This window comes from Pseudoalteromonas sp. S4741 (assembly GCF_005886135.1).
Taxonomy (GTDB): Bacteria; Pseudomonadota; Gammaproteobacteria; order Enterobacterales; family Alteromonadaceae; genus Pseudoalteromonas; species Pseudoalteromonas tetraodonis.
Map to the genome: position 1 here is coordinate 24,086 of NZ_PNCN01000020.1, position 17,882 is coordinate 41,967.

The 17,882-nt window shown below is 35.6% G+C and carries 14 protein-coding genes and 1 pseudogene; 4 read left to right on the forward strand and 11 right to left on the reverse strand.

Features of this window, described 5'->3' with window-relative positions:
* Window position 1 precedes the first annotated feature (1 nt).
* From CWC30_RS03285 to CWC30_RS03335, 11 genes and pseudogenes are all read right to left on the reverse strand, one after another.
* The gene (locus CWC30_RS03285; RefSeq protein WP_138626415.1) at window positions 2-1,327 is read right to left on the reverse strand and encodes a phenylacetate--CoA ligase family protein; all 1,326 of its coding nucleotides are present in this window, start codon (window positions 1,325-1,327) and stop codon (window positions 2-4) included.
* Window positions 1,320-2,471, reverse strand: coding sequence for a glycosyltransferase family 4 protein (locus tag CWC30_RS03290; protein ID WP_138626416.1), 1,152 nt, complete (start codon window positions 2,469-2,471; stop codon window positions 1,320-1,322). Before CWC30_RS03290 ends, CWC30_RS03285 begins: the two co-directional genes overlap by 8 nt.
* A complete protein-coding gene (locus CWC30_RS03295) occupies window positions 2,461-3,657 on the reverse strand; it encodes an O-antigen ligase family protein (protein ID WP_138626417.1) in 1,197 nt (398 codons plus the stop codon). The genes CWC30_RS03290 and CWC30_RS03295 overlap by 11 nt, the downstream gene beginning before the upstream one ends.
* Window positions 3,658-4,872, reverse strand: coding sequence for an MATE family efflux transporter (locus tag CWC30_RS03300; RefSeq protein WP_138626418.1), 1,215 nt, complete (start codon window positions 4,870-4,872; stop codon window positions 3,658-3,660).
* A complete protein-coding gene (locus CWC30_RS03305; RefSeq protein ID WP_212746074.1) occupies window positions 4,862-5,785 on the reverse strand; it encodes a glycosyltransferase family 2 protein in 924 nt (307 codons plus the stop codon). The genes CWC30_RS03300 and CWC30_RS03305 overlap by 11 nt, the downstream gene beginning before the upstream one ends.
* Before the next feature lie 36 nt (window positions 5,786-5,821).
* Entirely contained in the window at window positions 5,822-7,165 is a 1,344-nt protein-coding gene (locus CWC30_RS03310) for a UDP-glucose dehydrogenase family protein (RefSeq protein ID WP_138626419.1), read from the reverse strand.
* Between the two features lie 9 nt (window positions 7,166-7,174).
* Window positions 7,175-8,425 carry a UDP-N-acetyl-D-mannosamine dehydrogenase gene (wecC, locus tag CWC30_RS03315; RefSeq protein WP_138626420.1) on the reverse strand — a complete coding sequence of 417 codons (1,251 nt, stop codon included), beginning with the start codon at window positions 8,423-8,425 and terminating at the stop codon, window positions 7,175-7,177.
* A gap of 33 nt (window positions 8,426-8,458) precedes the next feature.
* A complete protein-coding gene (gene wecB, locus CWC30_RS03320) occupies window positions 8,459-9,592 on the reverse strand; it encodes a non-hydrolyzing UDP-N-acetylglucosamine 2-epimerase (RefSeq protein WP_138626421.1) in 1,134 nt (377 codons plus the stop codon).
* A gap of 39 nt (window positions 9,593-9,631) precedes the next feature.
* Window positions 9,632-10,528, reverse strand: a complete 897-nt coding sequence (gene galU / locus CWC30_RS03325; protein WP_138626422.1) for a UTP--glucose-1-phosphate uridylyltransferase GalU — start codon at window positions 10,526-10,528, stop codon at window positions 9,632-9,634.
* A 162-nt stretch (window positions 10,529-10,690) separates the two neighbouring features.
* Entirely contained in the window at window positions 10,691-12,601 is a 1,911-nt protein-coding gene (locus CWC30_RS03330; protein WP_138626423.1) for an acyltransferase family protein, read from the reverse strand.
* Window positions 12,602-12,720: 119 nt separating this feature from the next.
* Window positions 12,721-12,825 (reverse strand): annotated as a pseudogene (locus tag CWC30_RS03335) (UTP--glucose-1-phosphate uridylyltransferase); the annotation flags it as partial.
* Between the two features lie 260 nt (window positions 12,826-13,085).
* On the opposite strand from CWC30_RS03335, the gene CWC30_RS03340 reads away from it, so the two are divergent.
* From CWC30_RS03340 to CWC30_RS03355, 4 genes are all read left to right on the forward strand, one after another.
* The gene (locus CWC30_RS03340) at window positions 13,086-13,784 is read left to right on the forward strand and encodes a transglutaminase-like cysteine peptidase (RefSeq protein WP_138626424.1); all 699 of its coding nucleotides are present in this window, start codon (window positions 13,086-13,088) and stop codon (window positions 13,782-13,784) included.
* A complete protein-coding gene (locus CWC30_RS03345) occupies window positions 13,768-15,774 on the forward strand; it encodes a bifunctional diguanylate cyclase/phosphodiesterase (RefSeq protein WP_138626425.1) in 2,007 nt (668 codons plus the stop codon). The genes CWC30_RS03340 and CWC30_RS03345 overlap by 17 nt, the downstream gene beginning before the upstream one ends.
* A 21-nt stretch (window positions 15,775-15,795) precedes the next feature.
* Window positions 15,796-16,341 carry a hypothetical protein gene (locus CWC30_RS03350; RefSeq protein WP_138626426.1) on the forward strand — a complete coding sequence of 182 codons (546 nt, stop codon included), beginning with the start codon at window positions 15,796-15,798 and terminating at the stop codon, window positions 16,339-16,341.
* 64 nt (window positions 16,342-16,405) lie between these two features.
* Window positions 16,406-17,728 carry an O-antigen ligase family protein gene (locus CWC30_RS03355; protein ID WP_171034677.1) on the forward strand — a complete coding sequence of 441 codons (1,323 nt, stop codon included), beginning with the start codon at window positions 16,406-16,408 and terminating at the stop codon, window positions 17,726-17,728.
* The last annotated feature ends 154 nt before the right edge of the window (window positions 17,729-17,882 follow it).

A 17,882-nucleotide genomic window follows, 5' to 3' on the forward strand; every position in this document is an offset into this window, starting at 1 on the left:
ATCAAGGTTCCACACTGTATATTACTTGTCTAAATTTGCCACTTTTTGTTCTTGGAATGCGTTCAACTGTTATCACTTCGACTTCCATATCTTGTCCTAAATATTGTTTAACATTTTTTATAAGCTGCGCCTTTGAGGTCATATTATAATTACTACCAACCACAACTTTTGCAATCAGTTTGATTTTGTGTGTTTGTTCTAGCTGTAATTCAATCAATCCTGTAACGTCTTTTGGAATATGATTAAAAATTGTTACTTTGTTACCATTAGAAGCTACTAAATAATCACCTAAACGCCCTTTAATACCTCCTACTTTTTTAAAGGGTAGCCCGCATAAACAAGGGCTATAGTTTAAATCTATATCAATAAATTCATCACCTGTGTTGTATCGAATAAGAGGCATGGCTTTATTATGAAACCCGGTTGCCAAAAGTTGATTATTTTGATCAAATTCGTAATAACCATAATCCTCGATTAAGTGTTGATAACCTTTTCTGCAAGTACCTACTGTCGCAACTCTTTCACTTAGGCCATACCAGCTATAGACCTTAGAATTAAAAACACGCTCTATTAATGCAGTCTCTTCTTTAGTAAAAGACTCTGAAGAGAGTATTATTGCATTTATTGGTGTTTCTATTTTATGCTCAGATGCATCAATAAGATGTGCTAATAAACATATTGAAGACGGGTAAGCTTGTATAAGTTGAGGTTTATAGCTGTTAATTTTATCTACATATTGCGCTATGGTATTTGCATTTATATGATAAACAGACATCATTAGCATATTATCAACAATATTTCTTCGCCAAAACGGCGCATTAGATTGTTCTAGCGGTACAATTAAATCAGCTCTTAACCATAATTTTCTGTCCGTAGGTTTTAAACCCGTCCACGTTATTTGTCTGGCTGATTGAGCATGATCTTCAATTATTGCCATTAAATTAGCCTTTAACTGAAGGGGCTTTCCCGTTGTACCACCAGTCTGAGATTTAAAAAAATACTTGATATTTTTATCATTACTGATGAAACGACTCGGCATCTCTCTAATATTATCCTTAAGGATAACTGGAAAGTCTTCAATTTTGCTTGAATTTATACTTTGATAAAAATCACAGTGTTTTTTTGAATAATCTAATTGTTCTGTTAAAAGTTTTTTATTTAACGCAGTTAATTCTTCTCGTGACAATTCTGCGTTTTCCAACAGCTCTTTAAAACGGTTTTTGTATAGGTAATTTTCTCTAAGCGCTTTATATATTAGAGCCTTAATATTGATAAGTAACTCTTGTATTAATACTGGCGCCTTTTTGTAAAGCTTGCTTTTATACATTAGCCATAACACCAAGAGCTTTAGCCATTGAGCTTAATTGATTACTAATACTAGCTTCATTATTAACCGTTTTTAAAGCCTCCTGTGACATTCCAGATTTTGTTGCGGCATTAAGTCCTTCACTATCAATAAATGTAGTCCATTGATCTATTGAAAACTCATCAAACATTTTTCCATTTACGCCATCTTTTAAATAATTGATCTCAGGGCTATGAAATGAAATTTTTTCAGTTAATACCGGTAAACCTGCACTAAAGGCATGTACTATAGCTAAACCTACATAACCTGGCATGATGAACCAGTCAGCACTTTTAAAAATTACCGCCAATTTAGTTTCATCAAAAATTTCACCTAAAAAGTGGCAATTTAAGTCAGCGTTTTCACTCATAGATTTCCATTGGTCAAACATTTCACCATTACCTACAACTATTATGGCAACATCTGCTTTATGCTTACTTTTTGCCAATGCGTTTATAAAATGATTTAATCGTTTACCTTCTCTCAATCTTCCTGAAAATAAATACACCGTTTTGTTATGTAGCGAATACTGAGTTTTAAAATCCTCGACTTGTAGATTAGTTACAGGTAAATAACTGGCCAATAATTTTTCTGTATTAAGTGTATTAGGTGCTACAAAAATTTTATGCTCTTTTATACCTTGTTCGACCAAATATTGTTTGCCCGGTGCAGAGAATGTAATAATTGAATCCCCTTTTGAAATACACCAATTAATGATAGTTACTCTAATTTTTTCTAGGTATTTTTTTATACCACTATTAGGTCTTTGGCAATGATCGAAGCCATGAGTCCAATATACTAATTTAGTTCGTGTCAGCTTACAAAACAAAGCTAAGGTTAATTCGGTAATATTTGAACTGTTTGGTAACGCTAACACTACCGATGGTTTTTCTTTTACAATAAATTTATACACATAAGGAAATAAACTTAAGCTTCCAATGTATTTGAATATATTCAAGCATTTGAGATACCTAAGCTTATTAGTTGGAATTATATAATCTTTAATATCACTTTGAGTTATTACATCAACCTCACAATCAAACCTAGCAGTTAACTCGGTTAAAATTTCGTTTCTATATCTTTGCCAACTAGCATCCTTTGAAACAAACAAAATTTTATTTGTCATTTTTTAAACCTTTTTTAATTGAGGATAAGTAAAGTAATGTATATAACACCCAAACAAGGTTGTTACTTCTGAAAAAGTCTGTTTCCATAAATGAGTGAATTGTAATAAACAATAAAAAAGCTATGTATAAATAATTAGAGCGACTTATTAATACTAAACTATGAATTTTAAATAAAATAAAAATTGCTAAGCCAACAAATCCGAGCATTACCCAAATATCCAAGTACGAATTATGTGACTGGTTTAATTTAGTTATAAAAGCGTCATAATCAGCACCATAGAGAATACTGAGCCCTTCTTCTCCTATTCCCCAGAAAGCCCTATATCCAACGCCAAACCATTCAAACCCTTGCATTTCAGAAAGTATAAACTCCCAGATAATAGCCCTTCCGGTAAAATCTAAACCGAGTTCTGTCAGCGTTTGAGTATCTGTGATAAGTAACATAGTAAAAATAGCTAAAGCCCCTACCCAAATACATAAAATAAACGGCAAGGCGTTAATTCTTTTGTGTTTAAACAAAAACAAAGTATATGTAAAGGAGATGAGTGTTAAAGCTAAGGATGTTTTTGACTTAGTTATTACTAATAAAAGAAATAATCCTAACAGAATGGCATAATTTATTTTGGTTTTATTTTTCTCAATAAAAACATCAAAAAGTAAAACTAAAGATGATAATGCATAAATATAGCCTGCTGTATTTTTATGACCATGTATAGAACGAAACCCTATATCTTGCCACGCAAATGAAAACGGTAAGCTAATTATTCCGACAAGCAAAACTATAATTGCAAAAAGCTTTAAAACTGAAAATATTTTCTCAAAGTCTAAGTGGCAAACTATTGCGAGTAAAAAAGAAAAAATAAATACTTGTTGTAAGAGTCTCGTAAAAGAAGTTGTAGGAATATCTGACCAAAAACAAGATAGTAAGGCAAAAAAAATCAACATAAGCATTGGTATTGATTTTATTAATACCAATTTTGCGGTCATCGCCTTTTGATATAAATATAAAATTGATATTAAAAAAGACGTAAGCATAACTAGCCTATTAACCATATTAGAAGACACCTCTAAATCGGTTACCCAGTCATCATTTCTTACTGTTAAAGACGGTGAAAATATTCCTGCCGAATTAAGTAAAAATATTAAAAGTAAAAAAAAGAGAAGATCGTTTCGGCTAACTTTCATTTAAAACACCGTGTTTTTTATTCTAATTTGAGTATTAAATACATGTAATAGTTCACCTAAAACAAAACCAATTACAATACCTAAAGCTCCAAAATAAAAGCCAAGTAACGTTGATAATAAAACACCTAAAAGTGAGACTTTAATCCCCATTAATGCTAAGTATTTAAAGTCTTCTGATACGACTAATAGATTAGTGTTTGAAAATTTAAAGGATTGGATTAGGCAAGCTAATAGCCAAGTAAGCAAAATCCATTCATTAATAGTTACTTTTAACACTGACTCAATAAAAGGCAGGGCAAGCAACACGGCTAAGGAATAAAGTAATACAACAACAACCATCAAAAATATAATCTTTTTTGACTTTATCTTCAGTAGCCCTTTATTACTAGAAATAAGCCTAGCCCATAGCGGCTTTTCAGCCATATAAATCCCTGAAGCAACTAAGTTTATTGGCATTATTATTAAACGACAAATGGCTAAAGCTGCGGTTGCCTCCAAACCAACAATTAATGTGGCTAAATAAGTATAACTATTATTTTGAGCCCAAGTAGATAGCGAACCTACAGAAGACCAACGACCGACATCCACTATATCATTCAGAGTCCTTTTTATCTCTGTGGCACTCGGGACAGTAAACTTACATCTGTATATTAAAATAATTAAACCAATCACGCCTGACAGGGCTATAACTGAATATAGATATGACAACTTGACAACTTTAAAATCAACTAACATCAGCGCAATCAATCCCAGCAAAGTAACCATAAAAGATACCAACGCTGAAATAACTATAAGTTTTCTTCTATCAAAAACATAATTATAAGCTCGAAAAAGCTCTCTAGATAAATAGAAAACAAACGCGAGATAAACTGAAATAATTAAAAATATATTGAATTTAAGTATCAGAAAAAAAACGGGAACCACAAATATTAAATAAACAACATTTGTCACATAACACAATGAAGATGCTTTATTTAACTTAGCTTGATAATCATTAATTTTGGCATATTTGACTGATAAGGTAGTATTTAAAAATGCATTTTGTAAGGTGGAAAGAAACATCAACAATGAGAAAATATTCATATAAATAGCGTAACTTGAATCGCCTAGTTCCCTTATTACAAACAGTGACAATATAAAGTTTGATGCACTCAGTGCAGCAACATCAATAACACCGCATAGTTTAAGGGTTTTGGTCCATATTTTACTCGCCATACATATAGACCGTTTTACCAATAAGTCCTTCTACTTGGCCTAAACGAGCTATTGACCTAATTAGTAAAGGAGTTCCATAATACTTATTTGTTAGTAATGAAATAATATAACCTAGCCCGATTCCAATCAAACCGCTTATTAACTTAAAAAGCACAAGCGTTAATTTATTTCCCAAACTCATATCATCCGCTCTAATTTTTATATAAGTTTGTCCGCCTCTCCTAGCACGTAAAGTAGCATATTTTAGGTTTGCACGTTCAACAGCCAAGTACTCAAAAGCTTCTGCTTCATTGCACCAAATAAACTTTGCATTAAAAGCCTTACAACGATAAAAATAATTAGAGTCTTCACCTCCAGAACGACCATACTCAGGATCAAATAGACCAACTTTTTTTATTAGTTCAATTGAAACAAATGCATTTCCAGTATTACCTGTTGAAAGCTTTTTACCTGTTATATGACGAGCACGCTCAAAAATTTTTGATGCTAAAACCCAACGAGGGGTATTTGGATAATAAACGGTAATTACAGGCCCAATAATAATGTCTGGTTTATATTTCAAATAACTCTTTTCTAACTCTACAAAGTAAGAAGTACCTATAAACTCATCGTCATCTAAGAAAAGAATAAAATCAGCCGATGTTTCCAATCCCATCGCTAAACAAGCATTCCTAACAACAGAGATGTTACGAGAAGACTCGGCTAAATAATTAATATTGATTTCATCATTGTTGAACTCAGAAATTACAGGTTTGGCACTCTCTTCAATATCATTATCTACAATTAGAATTGATAACTTAAATATTGAAGGTTTCATAGCTTCAAATATTGATATCAATAATTTTTTAAGCAATTCAGGTCTTCTGTATGTACAAATACTGATTTGTACATTTTTAATATTAGTCAATTGCACAATTTATTACCTTTGAGTAAATAGTTAAACATCTGTTTATTGGATTACTCTTCCTATCGACCAATAAGTGATGTCTTGTTTTTTCATTCTCTTAGGATCAAATAAATTACGACCATCAAAAATTATTGGTGCAATTAACTGCTCTTTTATCAAATCAAAATCTGGCACTTTAAAATTCTGCCATTCGGTACAAATAACTAAGGCATCAGCTTTGTTCAGAGCGGACTCTTTGGTACCCATCAAGCTTAGATTATCTCGACTACCATAAATTCGTTGGGTTTCTTCCATTGCTTCAGGGTCATATGCTTGTACCTTAGCTCCTGCTTCCCATAACTGTTCCATTAAAATACGACTTGGTGCTTCACGCATATCATCTGTATTAGGTTTAAAGCTTAAACCCCACAATGCAAAGGTCTTACCTTTAATTGCATCTGGATTTTTTTCTAAGTCATAGTGTTTTGTTATGTATTCAAATAACTTATGCTTTTGAGCATAATTTACGGCTTCGACTGCTTTAAGTATTTTTGATTCGTAACCTATGCTATCGGTCGTACGAACAAGTGCTTGTACGTCTTTAGGAAAACATGAACCACCATAGCCGCAACCGGGATAAATAAACTGATAACCGATTCGTGGGTCTGAACCTATGCCATGGCGAACATGTTCTATGTCAGCACCTACTCGTTCAGCAATATTTGCCATTTCGTTCATAAAGCTAATTTTAGTAGCTAACATGCAGTTGGCAGCATATTTAGTAAGTTCAGCACTTTTAATATCCATTACGATAATTTTTTCGTGATTTCGATTAAATGGTGCATAAAGTTCACGCATTTGGTCTTCTGCATCTGTCGAGTCTGTACCAATAATTATACGATCAGGACGCTTACAGTCACTAACAGCAGCCCCCTCTTTTAAAAACTCAGGATTTGATACCACCGAGAAAGTTAAATCACTTTTTCGGCTATCAAGAATTGACTGCACTGTTGCTTTAACTTTATCTGCAGTGCCCACAGGTACCGTTGACTTATCGATAATAACTTTTGGCTTTTGCATATGCGTAGCAATAGTTTCGGCTACTTTTAATACGTACTTTAAATCTGCCGAGCCATCTTCATCTGGTGGCGTACCGACTGCAATAAACTGAAGCTCACCAAATTCAACCCCAAACTGCGCATCTGTTGTAAAAATTAAACGACCTTCCGCAAAGTTTTTTTCTACCAAAGGCGTTAGCCCGGGCTCGTAAATTGGAATAATACCTTTTTTTAAGTTTTCTATCCGTGTTTCATCAATATCAACACAGCATACATTGTGACCTGCATCAGCAAGAACTGCAGCTTGAACCAAGCCGACATAACCTATACCGTAAAAAGTAGCTTTCATAATAATTCCTTACAAAATACCGCGGGTATCGATAACAACTTTTGATGCAAACTCTGTTTTATCCGCCGCTTTAAATTGTTTATGATCAACTAATACTACAACGACATTTGCTTGCTCTAGTGCGCTTTCTAGCGACACTAAACTAACATTTTTATCTGCAAGGTTGGCTGGTAGCTCAGTAATGTTTGGCTCTACCGCGAGTATTTCACCAATATTTTTTGCTGCTAACTCTTCAACAATATTCAATGCCGGACTTTCACGAAGGTCGTCAATATCGGCTTTAAACGCAAGGCCTAGGCATGCAATAACTGGACGTTTAAATTCATCAGCGGCTTTTGCTACTTTTTCAATTACGTAGAATGGTTTTGCGTCATTAGTTAAGCGCGCTTGTTTAATTATTTTTGCTTCGTCTGGGCAACTTGCAACAATAAACCAAGGGTCAACCGCAATACAGTGGCCGCCAACACCTGGGCCTGGGTTTAAAATATTTACACGCGGGTGACGATTAGCAAGCTTAATAAGCTCCCACACATTAATTTTTAATTTGTCACAAATGACCGACAATTCATTGGCAAAGGCAATGTTTACATCGCGAAATGAGTTTTCGGTTAACTTAGCCATTTCAGCAGTACGGGCATTGGTAATAATACACTCGCCACGTACGAAAGTTTCGTATAATTTAACGGCTTTTTCGCTACACGCTTTGCTCATACCACCTATAACGCGGTCGTTTGATACAAGCTCTTGTAATACATAACCAGGTAATACACGCTCAGGGCAATGCGCAATGTTAATGTCGGCGGCATCGCCTTTATCTTGTGGGAAGGTTAAGTCAGGGCGCGCTTCACTTAACCAAGCGGCTAGTTGCTCTGTTGCACCTACAGGTGAGGTGCTTTCTAAAATAACTAAGTTACCTTTTTCAAGTACTGGGGCAATCATTTTTGCAGCCGACTCAATATAGCTTAAGTCTGCGCTGTGGTTACCACTTTCGCTGTGAATAAATGGTGTAGGTACAGCTACCATAAACGCGTCGGCTTTTTCTGGCGTTGTAGTCGCTCTTAAGTTACCAGTAGATACTACGCCACGAACTATTATGTCGAGATCAGGCTCTACTATGTGTATTTCACCGGCATTAATGGTATTAACTGCTTTTTCGCTTACGTCTAAACCAATTACTTTCATACCGCGCGATGCAATAACCGCCGCAGTTGGTAAACCTATATAACCTAAACCAACAACTGAAACTGTTTTAATTGTCATTACTAAATCCTTGAAAAAGTTTTAAACTTTATTTTAATCTTTAAAGTGTTGCTTAATTTTAGCCACAATGCGTTCACACGCTTTACCATCACCATAAGGGTTATGTGCACGACTCATTGATTGATATTCTTGAGCGTTAGTGAGTAAGTTATTTACTTCACTCACAATGCGGGCTTTATCTGTGCCTACTAATTTAACTGTGCCTGCTTCTACCGCTTCTGGGCGTTCTGTAGTGTCACGCATAACAAGTACAGGCTTACCAAGGCTTGGCGCTTCTTCTTGTACGCCACCTGAGTCGGTTACGATTATGTGAGCTTGATTCATTAAGTACACAAATGGGAGATAGTCTTGCGGCTCGATTAAATGCACATTATCAACATTTTTTAATATGCGGTTTACCGGTTCGCGTACATTAGGATTTAAATGCATTGGGTATAAAATTTGTGTATCTGGGTGCGCGGTTGCAATTTCTACCAACGCCTCACAAATTCGCTCAAAACCGCCACCGAAACTCTCACGGCGGTGCCCTGTAACTAAAATAAGCTTTTTAGTTTCATCGAGCTCTGGAAACTTAGCTTTTAGAGTTGAAATTAAAGCGGTATCGGTTTTTACCTTATCAACCACTTGTAGTAATGCATCAATAACGGTGTTACCAGTAACTAGAATATCGTCAGCTTTTACTGCTTCGTTGAGTAAGTTTTGCTGCGATGTTTGCGTTGGTGCAAAGTGTAGCTTTGTTATAGCGCCAGTGAGCTTGCGGTTACCCTCTTCAGGCCATGGTGAACTTAAGTTGCCTGTGCGTAAACCCGCTTCTACGTGCCCTACTGGAATTTGCTGATAAAACGCCGCTAAGCTTGCAGATAAAGTCGTGCTGGTATCGCCATGAACAAGCACTAAATCTGGTTTAAACTCTTCAAGAATAGGTTTTAAGCCTAACAAAATATTTGTTGTTACATCGTATAAGCTTTGGCCCGGTTTCATAATGTTCAAATCGTACTCTGGTACAATTTCAAAAAGGTCTAAAACTTGGTCAAGCATTTCACGATGCTGAGCAGTAACACATACTTTTGCATCAATACCGTCTGCTGTATTTAGCGCTTTAACTAGCGGCGCCATTTTTATTGCTTCAGGTCGCGTACCAAAAATACTTAATACTTTAATAGCCATGATTTCCCTTAATTTTTTACTAACCGGTTTTGCATAACTTTATGCATTTGCCATTAATTGCTTAACACGCTTTGTAAATTCTTCACCCAATAGGTTTGATTGCATTGCGTATTCTACGTTTGCAAGCATATAGCCTAGTTTTGAGCCGCAGTCATGCGACTTACCTTTTAAATGATACGCTTCAATTGTTTCAAGATGACGTAACTGTAGTAATGCATCTGTTAATTGTATTTCGCCGCCAGCTCCTGGAGGTGTAAACTCGAGCAAGTCCCAAATAGCTGGCGATACAACATAACGCCCTGTTATGGCTAAATTACTGGGCGCTTCATCATTATTTGGCTTTTCAACCATGTTGGTAATGGTTGCATTTTCGCCAGGCGCAATATTTTTACCTGCCAAATCAACCACACCATAGTTGTGCACTTCGTCCTGTGGGACGGGCTCAACCATAATTTGATTATGTTGCGTGCGTTCAAATTGGGCGATCATTTGCGCTAAGTTATCTACCTTAAGGTTTGACTTATATTGATCGATAATTACATCGGGTAATAAAATAGCAAAAGGGTTATTGCCAATGATTGGCCGGGTTTCAAATATTGCATGGCCTAGGCCTAACGGCGCCGATTGACGAACCGATATAATGCTTACATCTCTTGGGATTATTGAACGCACCTCTTCTAGCAGACTACGTTTTACGCGAGCCTCTAGAGTAGCTTCTAGTTCAAAGCTAGTATCAAAATGGTTTTCTATCGCGTTTTTAGAAGCATGAGTAACCAGTACAATTTCTTTAATACCGGCTTTTACTGCTTCGTTTACAACGTATTGAATGAGAGGTTTGTCTACTAGTGGAAGCATTTCCTTTGGTGTTGCTTTGGTAGCTGGTAACATACGGGTACCCAAGCCTGCAACAGGCAAGACTGCTTTTAATACTTTCACTTCAATTCCTTTTATAGTTACTTTTTATTGCTCTTTACCTAAAGCAAGGTTTATCGCTTAGGTATTTCAAGCGGATATTATACACTAGTTATTAATTCACTCAATAAAATAAACAGTCTTTCGCATTACCTTGTGTTGCAAAAATGTTAAAAAGCAAAATTCTTACTTAATAATTGGATTAATAATTTTTCCTACATATTCTGAACCAAAATCATTTAAGTGGCCCGTATCTAAATACAAAGAATTTTGTTCAAAAGTCACACAACCACTTTTTGTACACATTGATTTACTTAAATCAATCAGCTTGACATTAGGATAGCTTTCAACATCTTTAAGAAAATAAAGAATTTTCGAGTAATATTGAGAAAACTCATTTCTTTGAAATGTACAATTATTATCAATGAAGTTTGAGTAGGAGACTAAACTATAATGCTTTCTCAACAGACATTGCCCAATATTTTTACCGTTATTAGGTGGAGGGCTAACAACAAATATACGTTTACCTGTTGAGCTAAGTCTTGATAACGTTTGTTTTAACGAGATTAAATAAGTATCAAAATCATTATTAAGAACTCTAGCACCATCAAAATAGTCATACTTAAACCATTGCTCGAATGCAGAAGAGAGAATTACAGTTTTAATCTGCGAGTTATTTTCTATCTCATTGATAACATCATTATTGAATTTAAAACAAGATTTTGACCAGTTTAAGTCATAACTTTTAAAATTTGGAAAAGTTGATAAAGAAACATTTGGAGAACAAGCACTTTTTGTCGCTTGTATAAGCTCATTGTTTTTAGATAAGCCTTTTACTAAATGCATTGCATATGAGTCGCCCCATACAATTGTTTTAGGGTTCTCACTAGTTTTACATTCATCAAGTATCTGAAAGTCTGATTTGAAGTTACATAGTTTATTTAGACCTATGCTTGGCTTTGATTGAGTAATTTCAGCTTTACTAAAACCACCAAACTTTGGATATAGGGAGAGTAATAAGCCCATTACAGACATAACTAATAAGCTAAAAACAGATAACGTTAGCACTGTTTTTGTAGATTTATTCGATTTTCTTCTGAAAGGCTTCTCAACATATTGATAAGAAAATAAGGATAAAAGAAAAACTATGAGCATTGAAAAAGCAATTAACTCATTAGTTAAAGACTCTAACGTCATTAATTTTGCGAAAGCAAAAATTGGCTGATGCCATAAATACAAGCTGTAGGAAATTAGACCTATAAAAACTAATATCTTACTAGAAAGCATTTTACCAACTATATTATTTTCGCTTGCGAATAAAATTATTAGTGCCGTTGAAATGACCGGCAGTATAGTAAACCAACCAGGGAAGGCATATTCGTAAGAATATGTTGAATAAGAAATAATGAGCAAAAGTATAGCCAAAATACTTAACCACCCTTTAAGGCTTTCATTTATGGCTGATAAGGTATTTTTAGTAATTAATACAGAACAAATTGATCCAGCAAGAAGTTCCCACGCTCTAGTGTGGATTAGATAAAAGTTAACTGATTGATTTGAAGTTAAGAACATAGACAGTAATGAAATAATAAAAATTACTGATAGAGCAAGAAATATATGCTTCTTAAACCTTGTAAGCAAGAGTAAGATAAATGGGAAAAATAGATAAAATTGTTCTTCTACAGCTAAACTCCACATGTGTAACATAGGGTTTAGCTCGGCACTTGGGTTAAAATAGTCAAGCTTAAGAAAGAAGAATATATTAGCCATAAATGTTGACACTGCAACAATACTATAACCGAGCATTTTCATTGATGCTGGATCTAAAAAGAAAAAGGATAGAAAACTACTAACAACAATCATAAAAGCCATTGCAGGTAATATTCTTCTAGCACGTCTCTCGTAAAAAGACGATAGAGAAAACTTCCCTTCAGAGATCTCTTTAAGCAAAATAGTTGTAATTAAAAACCCCGATATTACAAAAAAAACATCAACTCCGGCAAAACCACCAGGTAAAAGGTGTAACCCTGAGTGATGAAATAATACAGGTAAAATTGCTAATGCTCTTAAACCATCAATCTCAGCTCTGTATTTCATATTTTTTGATCCATAGAAAATCTGACTTCTGTAAAAACTTCGACATAATAAAATATTTAGTTAGCTTAAAACTACTAGCTTATTGAATAGTTTGAGATACTTATTTTAAATGTATTAGGTGGAGGAGCAACTAGTGGAAGCATTTCCTTTGGCGTTGCTTTGGTAGCTGGTAACATACGAGTACCCAAGCCTGCAACAGGCAAGACTGCTTTTAATACTTTCACTTCAATTCCTTTTATAGTTACTTTTGGTTATAACGTAGCTATATATAAAATAACGCTGCGAGTAGCGTGTTTTAAATACTACTAACCAGATGGGCGGGTATTATACACAACACATATAATCGCTCAATATAAAAAGCAGCCTTTTTGATTGTTTTAGGTTGATTTTTTGTTAACTGGTTGTTTTTTGCCTTTTTTGTAATCTATCAATTTACTTTCAATGGGAATATAATAGTACTGTTAACTTTTAAGGGATGGGATTTGTGCGCGTAGGAATTTGCATAATTATATTAGTGTCTTTTTTTGCTTGTGCACAAGACATGCTTTTACATTTGCGTAATAGCGATATAATTACCCGTGCCAAACAGTTTTACGGCGATGCAGGCCACCAACGAATAAAAACATGGCTGAGTTTTATAGATGACTCTGCCGACAAAAGCGAATGGCAAAAAATTCATTTGGTTAATGACTTTTTTAATAAGCATATAAAGTACAAAACCGATGACGATCTTTGGCAAAAAAAAGATTACTGGGCCACCCCGCTAGAAAGCCTAGGTGTTGGCATGGGTGACTGTGAAGATTATGTTATTGCTAAATATTTTACTTTAATCGCTTTAGGTATCCCCGAAGATAAAATACGCTTTATGTATGTACGCCAGCGTACGGTTAATCAACCACACATGGTGCTTATATACTTTGAACAACCTAACCAAATACCGCTGGTGCTCGACAATTTTAATACAAAATTAGTGCCTGCTAGCAATCGGGGCGATTTAAAACCTATATACAGTTTTAATGGCCAAGGTTTATGGTTAGCCAAATCCAAAGGGTTAGGTAATAAGGTTAAAAATAGCCGTGGGGTTTCTGCTTGGAACACTATGCTAGAACGAATTGAACAAGGTGAGCTTGCCCCCGCCGCCGGTAACAATAAAGGAACTAGTAGTTATGTCTCGACTCTTTAAACATGGATTGAGTTTAAAAACTCAAGTATATGGCTTGATCATATTAATTTCGGTTATTTCATTTTGTGTACGCGTTATTACCGATGTGGATACAACCCGTAATTATTTACAAACGCAAATGGCCAGCCATGCGCAAGACACCGCTACCAGTTTAGGGCTTTCTATATCTCCTTATTTAGAAGACGACAGCCTAGTAATTGCCGAAACGATGGCAACCGCTATTTTTGACTCTGGTTACTACAGTGAAATTAAGTTTACTGATGTACAAAATAATACTGTATTTGAGTTACAAAACCCTAAACGCGTTGAATCAGTTCCTAGCTGGTTTATAGGTGCTGTTGAACTAAGTGCACCAACTATGCATTCTGAAATAAACAATGGTTGGATGATGGCAGGCACACTTGATGTAACCAGCCATACTGGGCAATCTTACCTTACCTTATGGCAACACACACTCCGCAGCTTATATAGCTCATTTTTGCTATTAGCAGCATCGCTGGCTATTGCATTTTTAATTTTACGCGCAGTATTTAAGCCGTTAAAAGCAGTAGAAGACCAAGCCACTTTAGTGACTCGAAAACGCTTTACCTTAAATAAAGAAATACCAGTAGCACGGGAGCTTCGTACTGTTACCCAAGCCATCAATAACATGGTTATAAACTTACAAAGTACGTTTGATTCGCTGACCAAACAAACACAAGCGCTTACTGAAGAAGTATACATAGATTCGTTAACGGGGTTGGGTAACCGTAAGTCGTTTGAAAACCACTTTAATTCTGTTGTAAATAATATTACTGACGATGCGCCAATTACTGCGTTGATGCTTACCCTGCCCTCGTTAAATAATATTAACCAAGTGGTAAGCTACCAAGATGGTGATCAGCATGTACTTGATGCAGCAAAAATACTTAAACAGCTTGCTGATGAGTTACCAAATTCAACTATATTTAGGCTTAATGGGGGTACGTTTGTATTACTGGCCCCATATGACGTTTTATTTTTAAATAAAGCCCGCCTAGACCTCATTGATAATTTAAGTCAAAAAGAAAACAGCTTACATATAAACGGTTACGCTAATTTAGCCATTGTTGGCGTTGAGCAAGGAGCGAGTTTAGGTGAAGTGTTATCGCTACTTGATACTGGTTGCACTATAGGTGAAGACACTACGTTTGATAAAAACGATAAAGAGTCATTATTTAGTGTTAACCAATGGCGTACCTTAATTAAGTCGATTATAAATGCTGGCGAAGTGAGTTTTTCGGTGCAACCTGTTAAACAAGCTAATAAAACTGATTCTCAGTGTTACTTTGAGGTATTTGCACACTTTATTCATGAAGGCGAAAAGGTAAATAATGGCCACTTATTCGCGATGGCTGAAAAGTTAAATTTAACCGAAGAACTCGATAAAAAAATTATACGTAGCTTTGTAGATGTAAAAGAGCAATACCCAAATGATGTATTTGCACTTAATATTAGCAAGGCATCCTTGTACTCAACTGACTTTATACAATGGCTTACCCTTTACTCGCACGCTAAACCGGTAATTAAAACAAACTTAGTGTTTGAACTACATGAAATTGGTTTGCTTTATAACGTGCATGTTGCGTCTTTACATATAGATGCAATTAAAGAGCTGGGTATTAATGTGTGTATTGAACACTTTGGTACTAGCTTAACGTCGTTTAGGTATTTACAAGGTCTTGATATTGAGTATGTAAAAATTGATGGTAGTTATATTCAAGATTTAGTAACTAACCCACAAAGCCAATTTTATATTCAAACAGTTAATAATATTTGTCATGGTTTTGGTATTAAAGTTTTAGCCTGTTTAATTGAAAAAACCGAGACTTTAGAAATTCTCGAATACTTAGGATGCGATGGCGTACAAGGTAATTTAATACTGCCACCATCAAAAATTATTAAATCTAATGAAAATGGCGTAAATAAAGAGTTTACTTTTTGCGCCGATGCGCTAAAATTTTGCAATTAGTACTCAACCAAGGGACGAGAAATGAAAAAATTAATTTTAGCTGGCTTAGTAGCTAGTGCGTCTGCTCTAACTGCTTTGCCAACCTATGCACAAACGGATAACGATGCTGTGGTTCAAGAAGTGAGCATAAATAGCATTATTGATATTCTTAATAACGTAACAGCAGATACTACGCCAGAGCAATTACGCGAAGATTTAGTAGAAGCGATTAAACGTATTTGTAAAAATAAAGAAAAAATCAAGCTAGACGAAAAACTGCTTAATGGCGCTTGTGGCGCTGCTGATATAGATGCAATGGTTGCTGCTGTTGTGGCACGTTTTGGTGCAGACAATCCATTAATTTCTGACTTTTTAGCTGCTCTTTCGGATGCTGGTTTAGATACTGATGCAATTACCCTAGCAGCAATTACTGCGGGTGTTGATGCTACAACCGCTTCTGAAGCAACTGCTGCAGGTCCGGGTACTGGCCAGCCAGCTCCGCCAGTAGGCAGCTTACCAACATTACCAACACCTCCAGGTTCTGGTGGTACAGGCGGTGATAACGGTATATCTGAAGTCGGTAACTAGTTTTTACTATTAGTATATTTAAACGCAGCCAATTGGCTGCGTTTTTACTTTGTTTGAGTTTATTTTGAATCGTTTTATATTTTTTCTTATTTGTCTGATCCTTTTTTTGCTTCCCCTTCCTTTAGGTAGTTACAGGCCTTGGGCAATTTTAGCTATTGGTATTTTAACTAGCTTTACCTTTATTACTCACTTGGCAAACAGTGTTTTAAATAACCACCAAGCACTTTTCCCTCCTCGATATACTTGGCCATTATTTACTGCCTTAGGCATTGTTGCTTTGGTGTGCGGGGTCCAGTTATTTGGCGTAAGTGTTGATGCTTTTCAAACAAAACAAATGTTATTAAAAACCAGTTTTTTAATAATGTTGGGCTGGTTAATATTTAATTACTGTAATAATGTAAATCGTATTAAAAAATTAATTTACGCCGTCATTTGCGCCGGTGTTTTTCAGGCTTTGTATGCTAGTTACTTAAACTTATCGCCCGATATTGTTAGCCCTTTATTTGGCTACAAACACACCGACAGAGCTATTGGTACTTTTACCTATTCTAACTTTTTAGCTAACTATTTAGCGCTGTGTTTATGCTTAGGCATTGGTGTGTTAATTAGCGAATTAAAACGCACTAACAATGGCTATAAACCTACTTTAAAACAAACGCTACGCGCCTGGGCCGAGGTATTATTAAGTTCTAAAATAATCTTACGTATTTCGTTAATTATTATTATTGTGGCGCTTATTTTAACTCGCAGCCGTATGGGTAACTCGGCGTTTTTTATTGCCTTAATTATAGTGAGCTTACTGGCGCTGTTTGTTTATAAGCAAAAGCCTAAAGCATTTAAGTTACTGATTGTGAGCTTTTTTATTATCGATTTAATCATCATTGGTGCCATTTTCGATGTAGAAAAGGTAAAACAACGTATTAGCGAAACCAGTTTACAATCGGAAACTCGCGATGAAGTTGTACGCGACTCAATCCCACTAATTTTAGATAACCCGTTATTAGGCTCGGGCGGCGGTACTTTTTACACTGCGTTTCCTGCATATCAGTCTGAGCCCTACTCTGGTTATTACGACAATGCGCATAACGATTATGTGCAATTTGCAGTTGAGCTGGGTATTCCTGCAACGGCGTTATTGGGACTACTGGTGCTTTATTGTTTATGGTTGTGTATTAATACTATGCGAACGCGCAAAACGGCCCTTTATCAGGGGGTGGCGTTTGGTTGTGCTACAGCTATTGTAGCAATGATGCTGCATTCGTCGGTTGATTATTCGCTTCAGGCGGGGGCTAATTCGATGTTATTTATAGTGGTGTTATGTTTAGCTTTATTAACCAACAAGTTACCGGCATCAAAGCGGATTAAAAAACGGCGCAGCAAAAGTTAACGGGCTGCGGGGAGCGGGTTACGAGCTGTTGTATCCTAACATCTCTTTGACCTTCTCATTTACTCCTCATTATCTTCTCTCAGTGCAATAAGATCTTTAAGAAAAGTATGCACAAAGAGAGCTAAGAGACGCTGCGCTTTTAGAGGTTAAAGTC

Coding starts and splice junctions, on each gene's coding strand:
- CWC30_RS03285 (WP_138626415.1), bottom strand. CDS start 1,327: ATGTATAAAAGCAAGCTTTACAAAAAGGCGCCAGTATTAATACAAGAG.
- CWC30_RS03290 (WP_138626416.1), bottom strand. CDS start 2,471: ATGACAAATAAAATTTTGTTTGTTTCAAAGGATGCTAGTTGGCAAAGA.
- CWC30_RS03295 (WP_138626417.1), bottom strand. CDS start 3,657: ATGAAAGTTAGCCGAAACGATCTTCTCTTTTTTTTACTTTTAATATTT.
- CWC30_RS03300 (WP_138626418.1), bottom strand. CDS start 4,872: ATGGCGAGTAAAATATGGACCAAAACCCTTAAACTATGCGGTGTTATT.
- CWC30_RS03310 (WP_138626419.1), bottom strand. CDS start 7,165: ATGAAAGCTACTTTTTACGGTATAGGTTATGTCGGCTTGGTTCAAGCT.
- wecC (WP_138626420.1), bottom strand. CDS start 8,425: ATGACAATTAAAACAGTTTCAGTTGTTGGTTTAGGTTATATAGGTTTA.
- wecB (WP_138626421.1), bottom strand. CDS start 9,592: ATGGCTATTAAAGTATTAAGTATTTTTGGTACGCGACCTGAAGCAATA.
- CWC30_RS03330 (WP_138626423.1), bottom strand. CDS start 12,601: ATGAAATACAGAGCTGAGATTGATGGTTTAAGAGCATTAGCAATTTTA.
- CWC30_RS03345 (WP_138626425.1), top strand. CDS start 13,768: ATGTCTCGACTCTTTAAACATGGATTGAGTTTAAAAACTCAAGTATAT.
- CWC30_RS03350 (WP_138626426.1), top strand. CDS start 15,796: ATGAAAAAATTAATTTTAGCTGGCTTAGTAGCTAGTGCGTCTGCTCTA.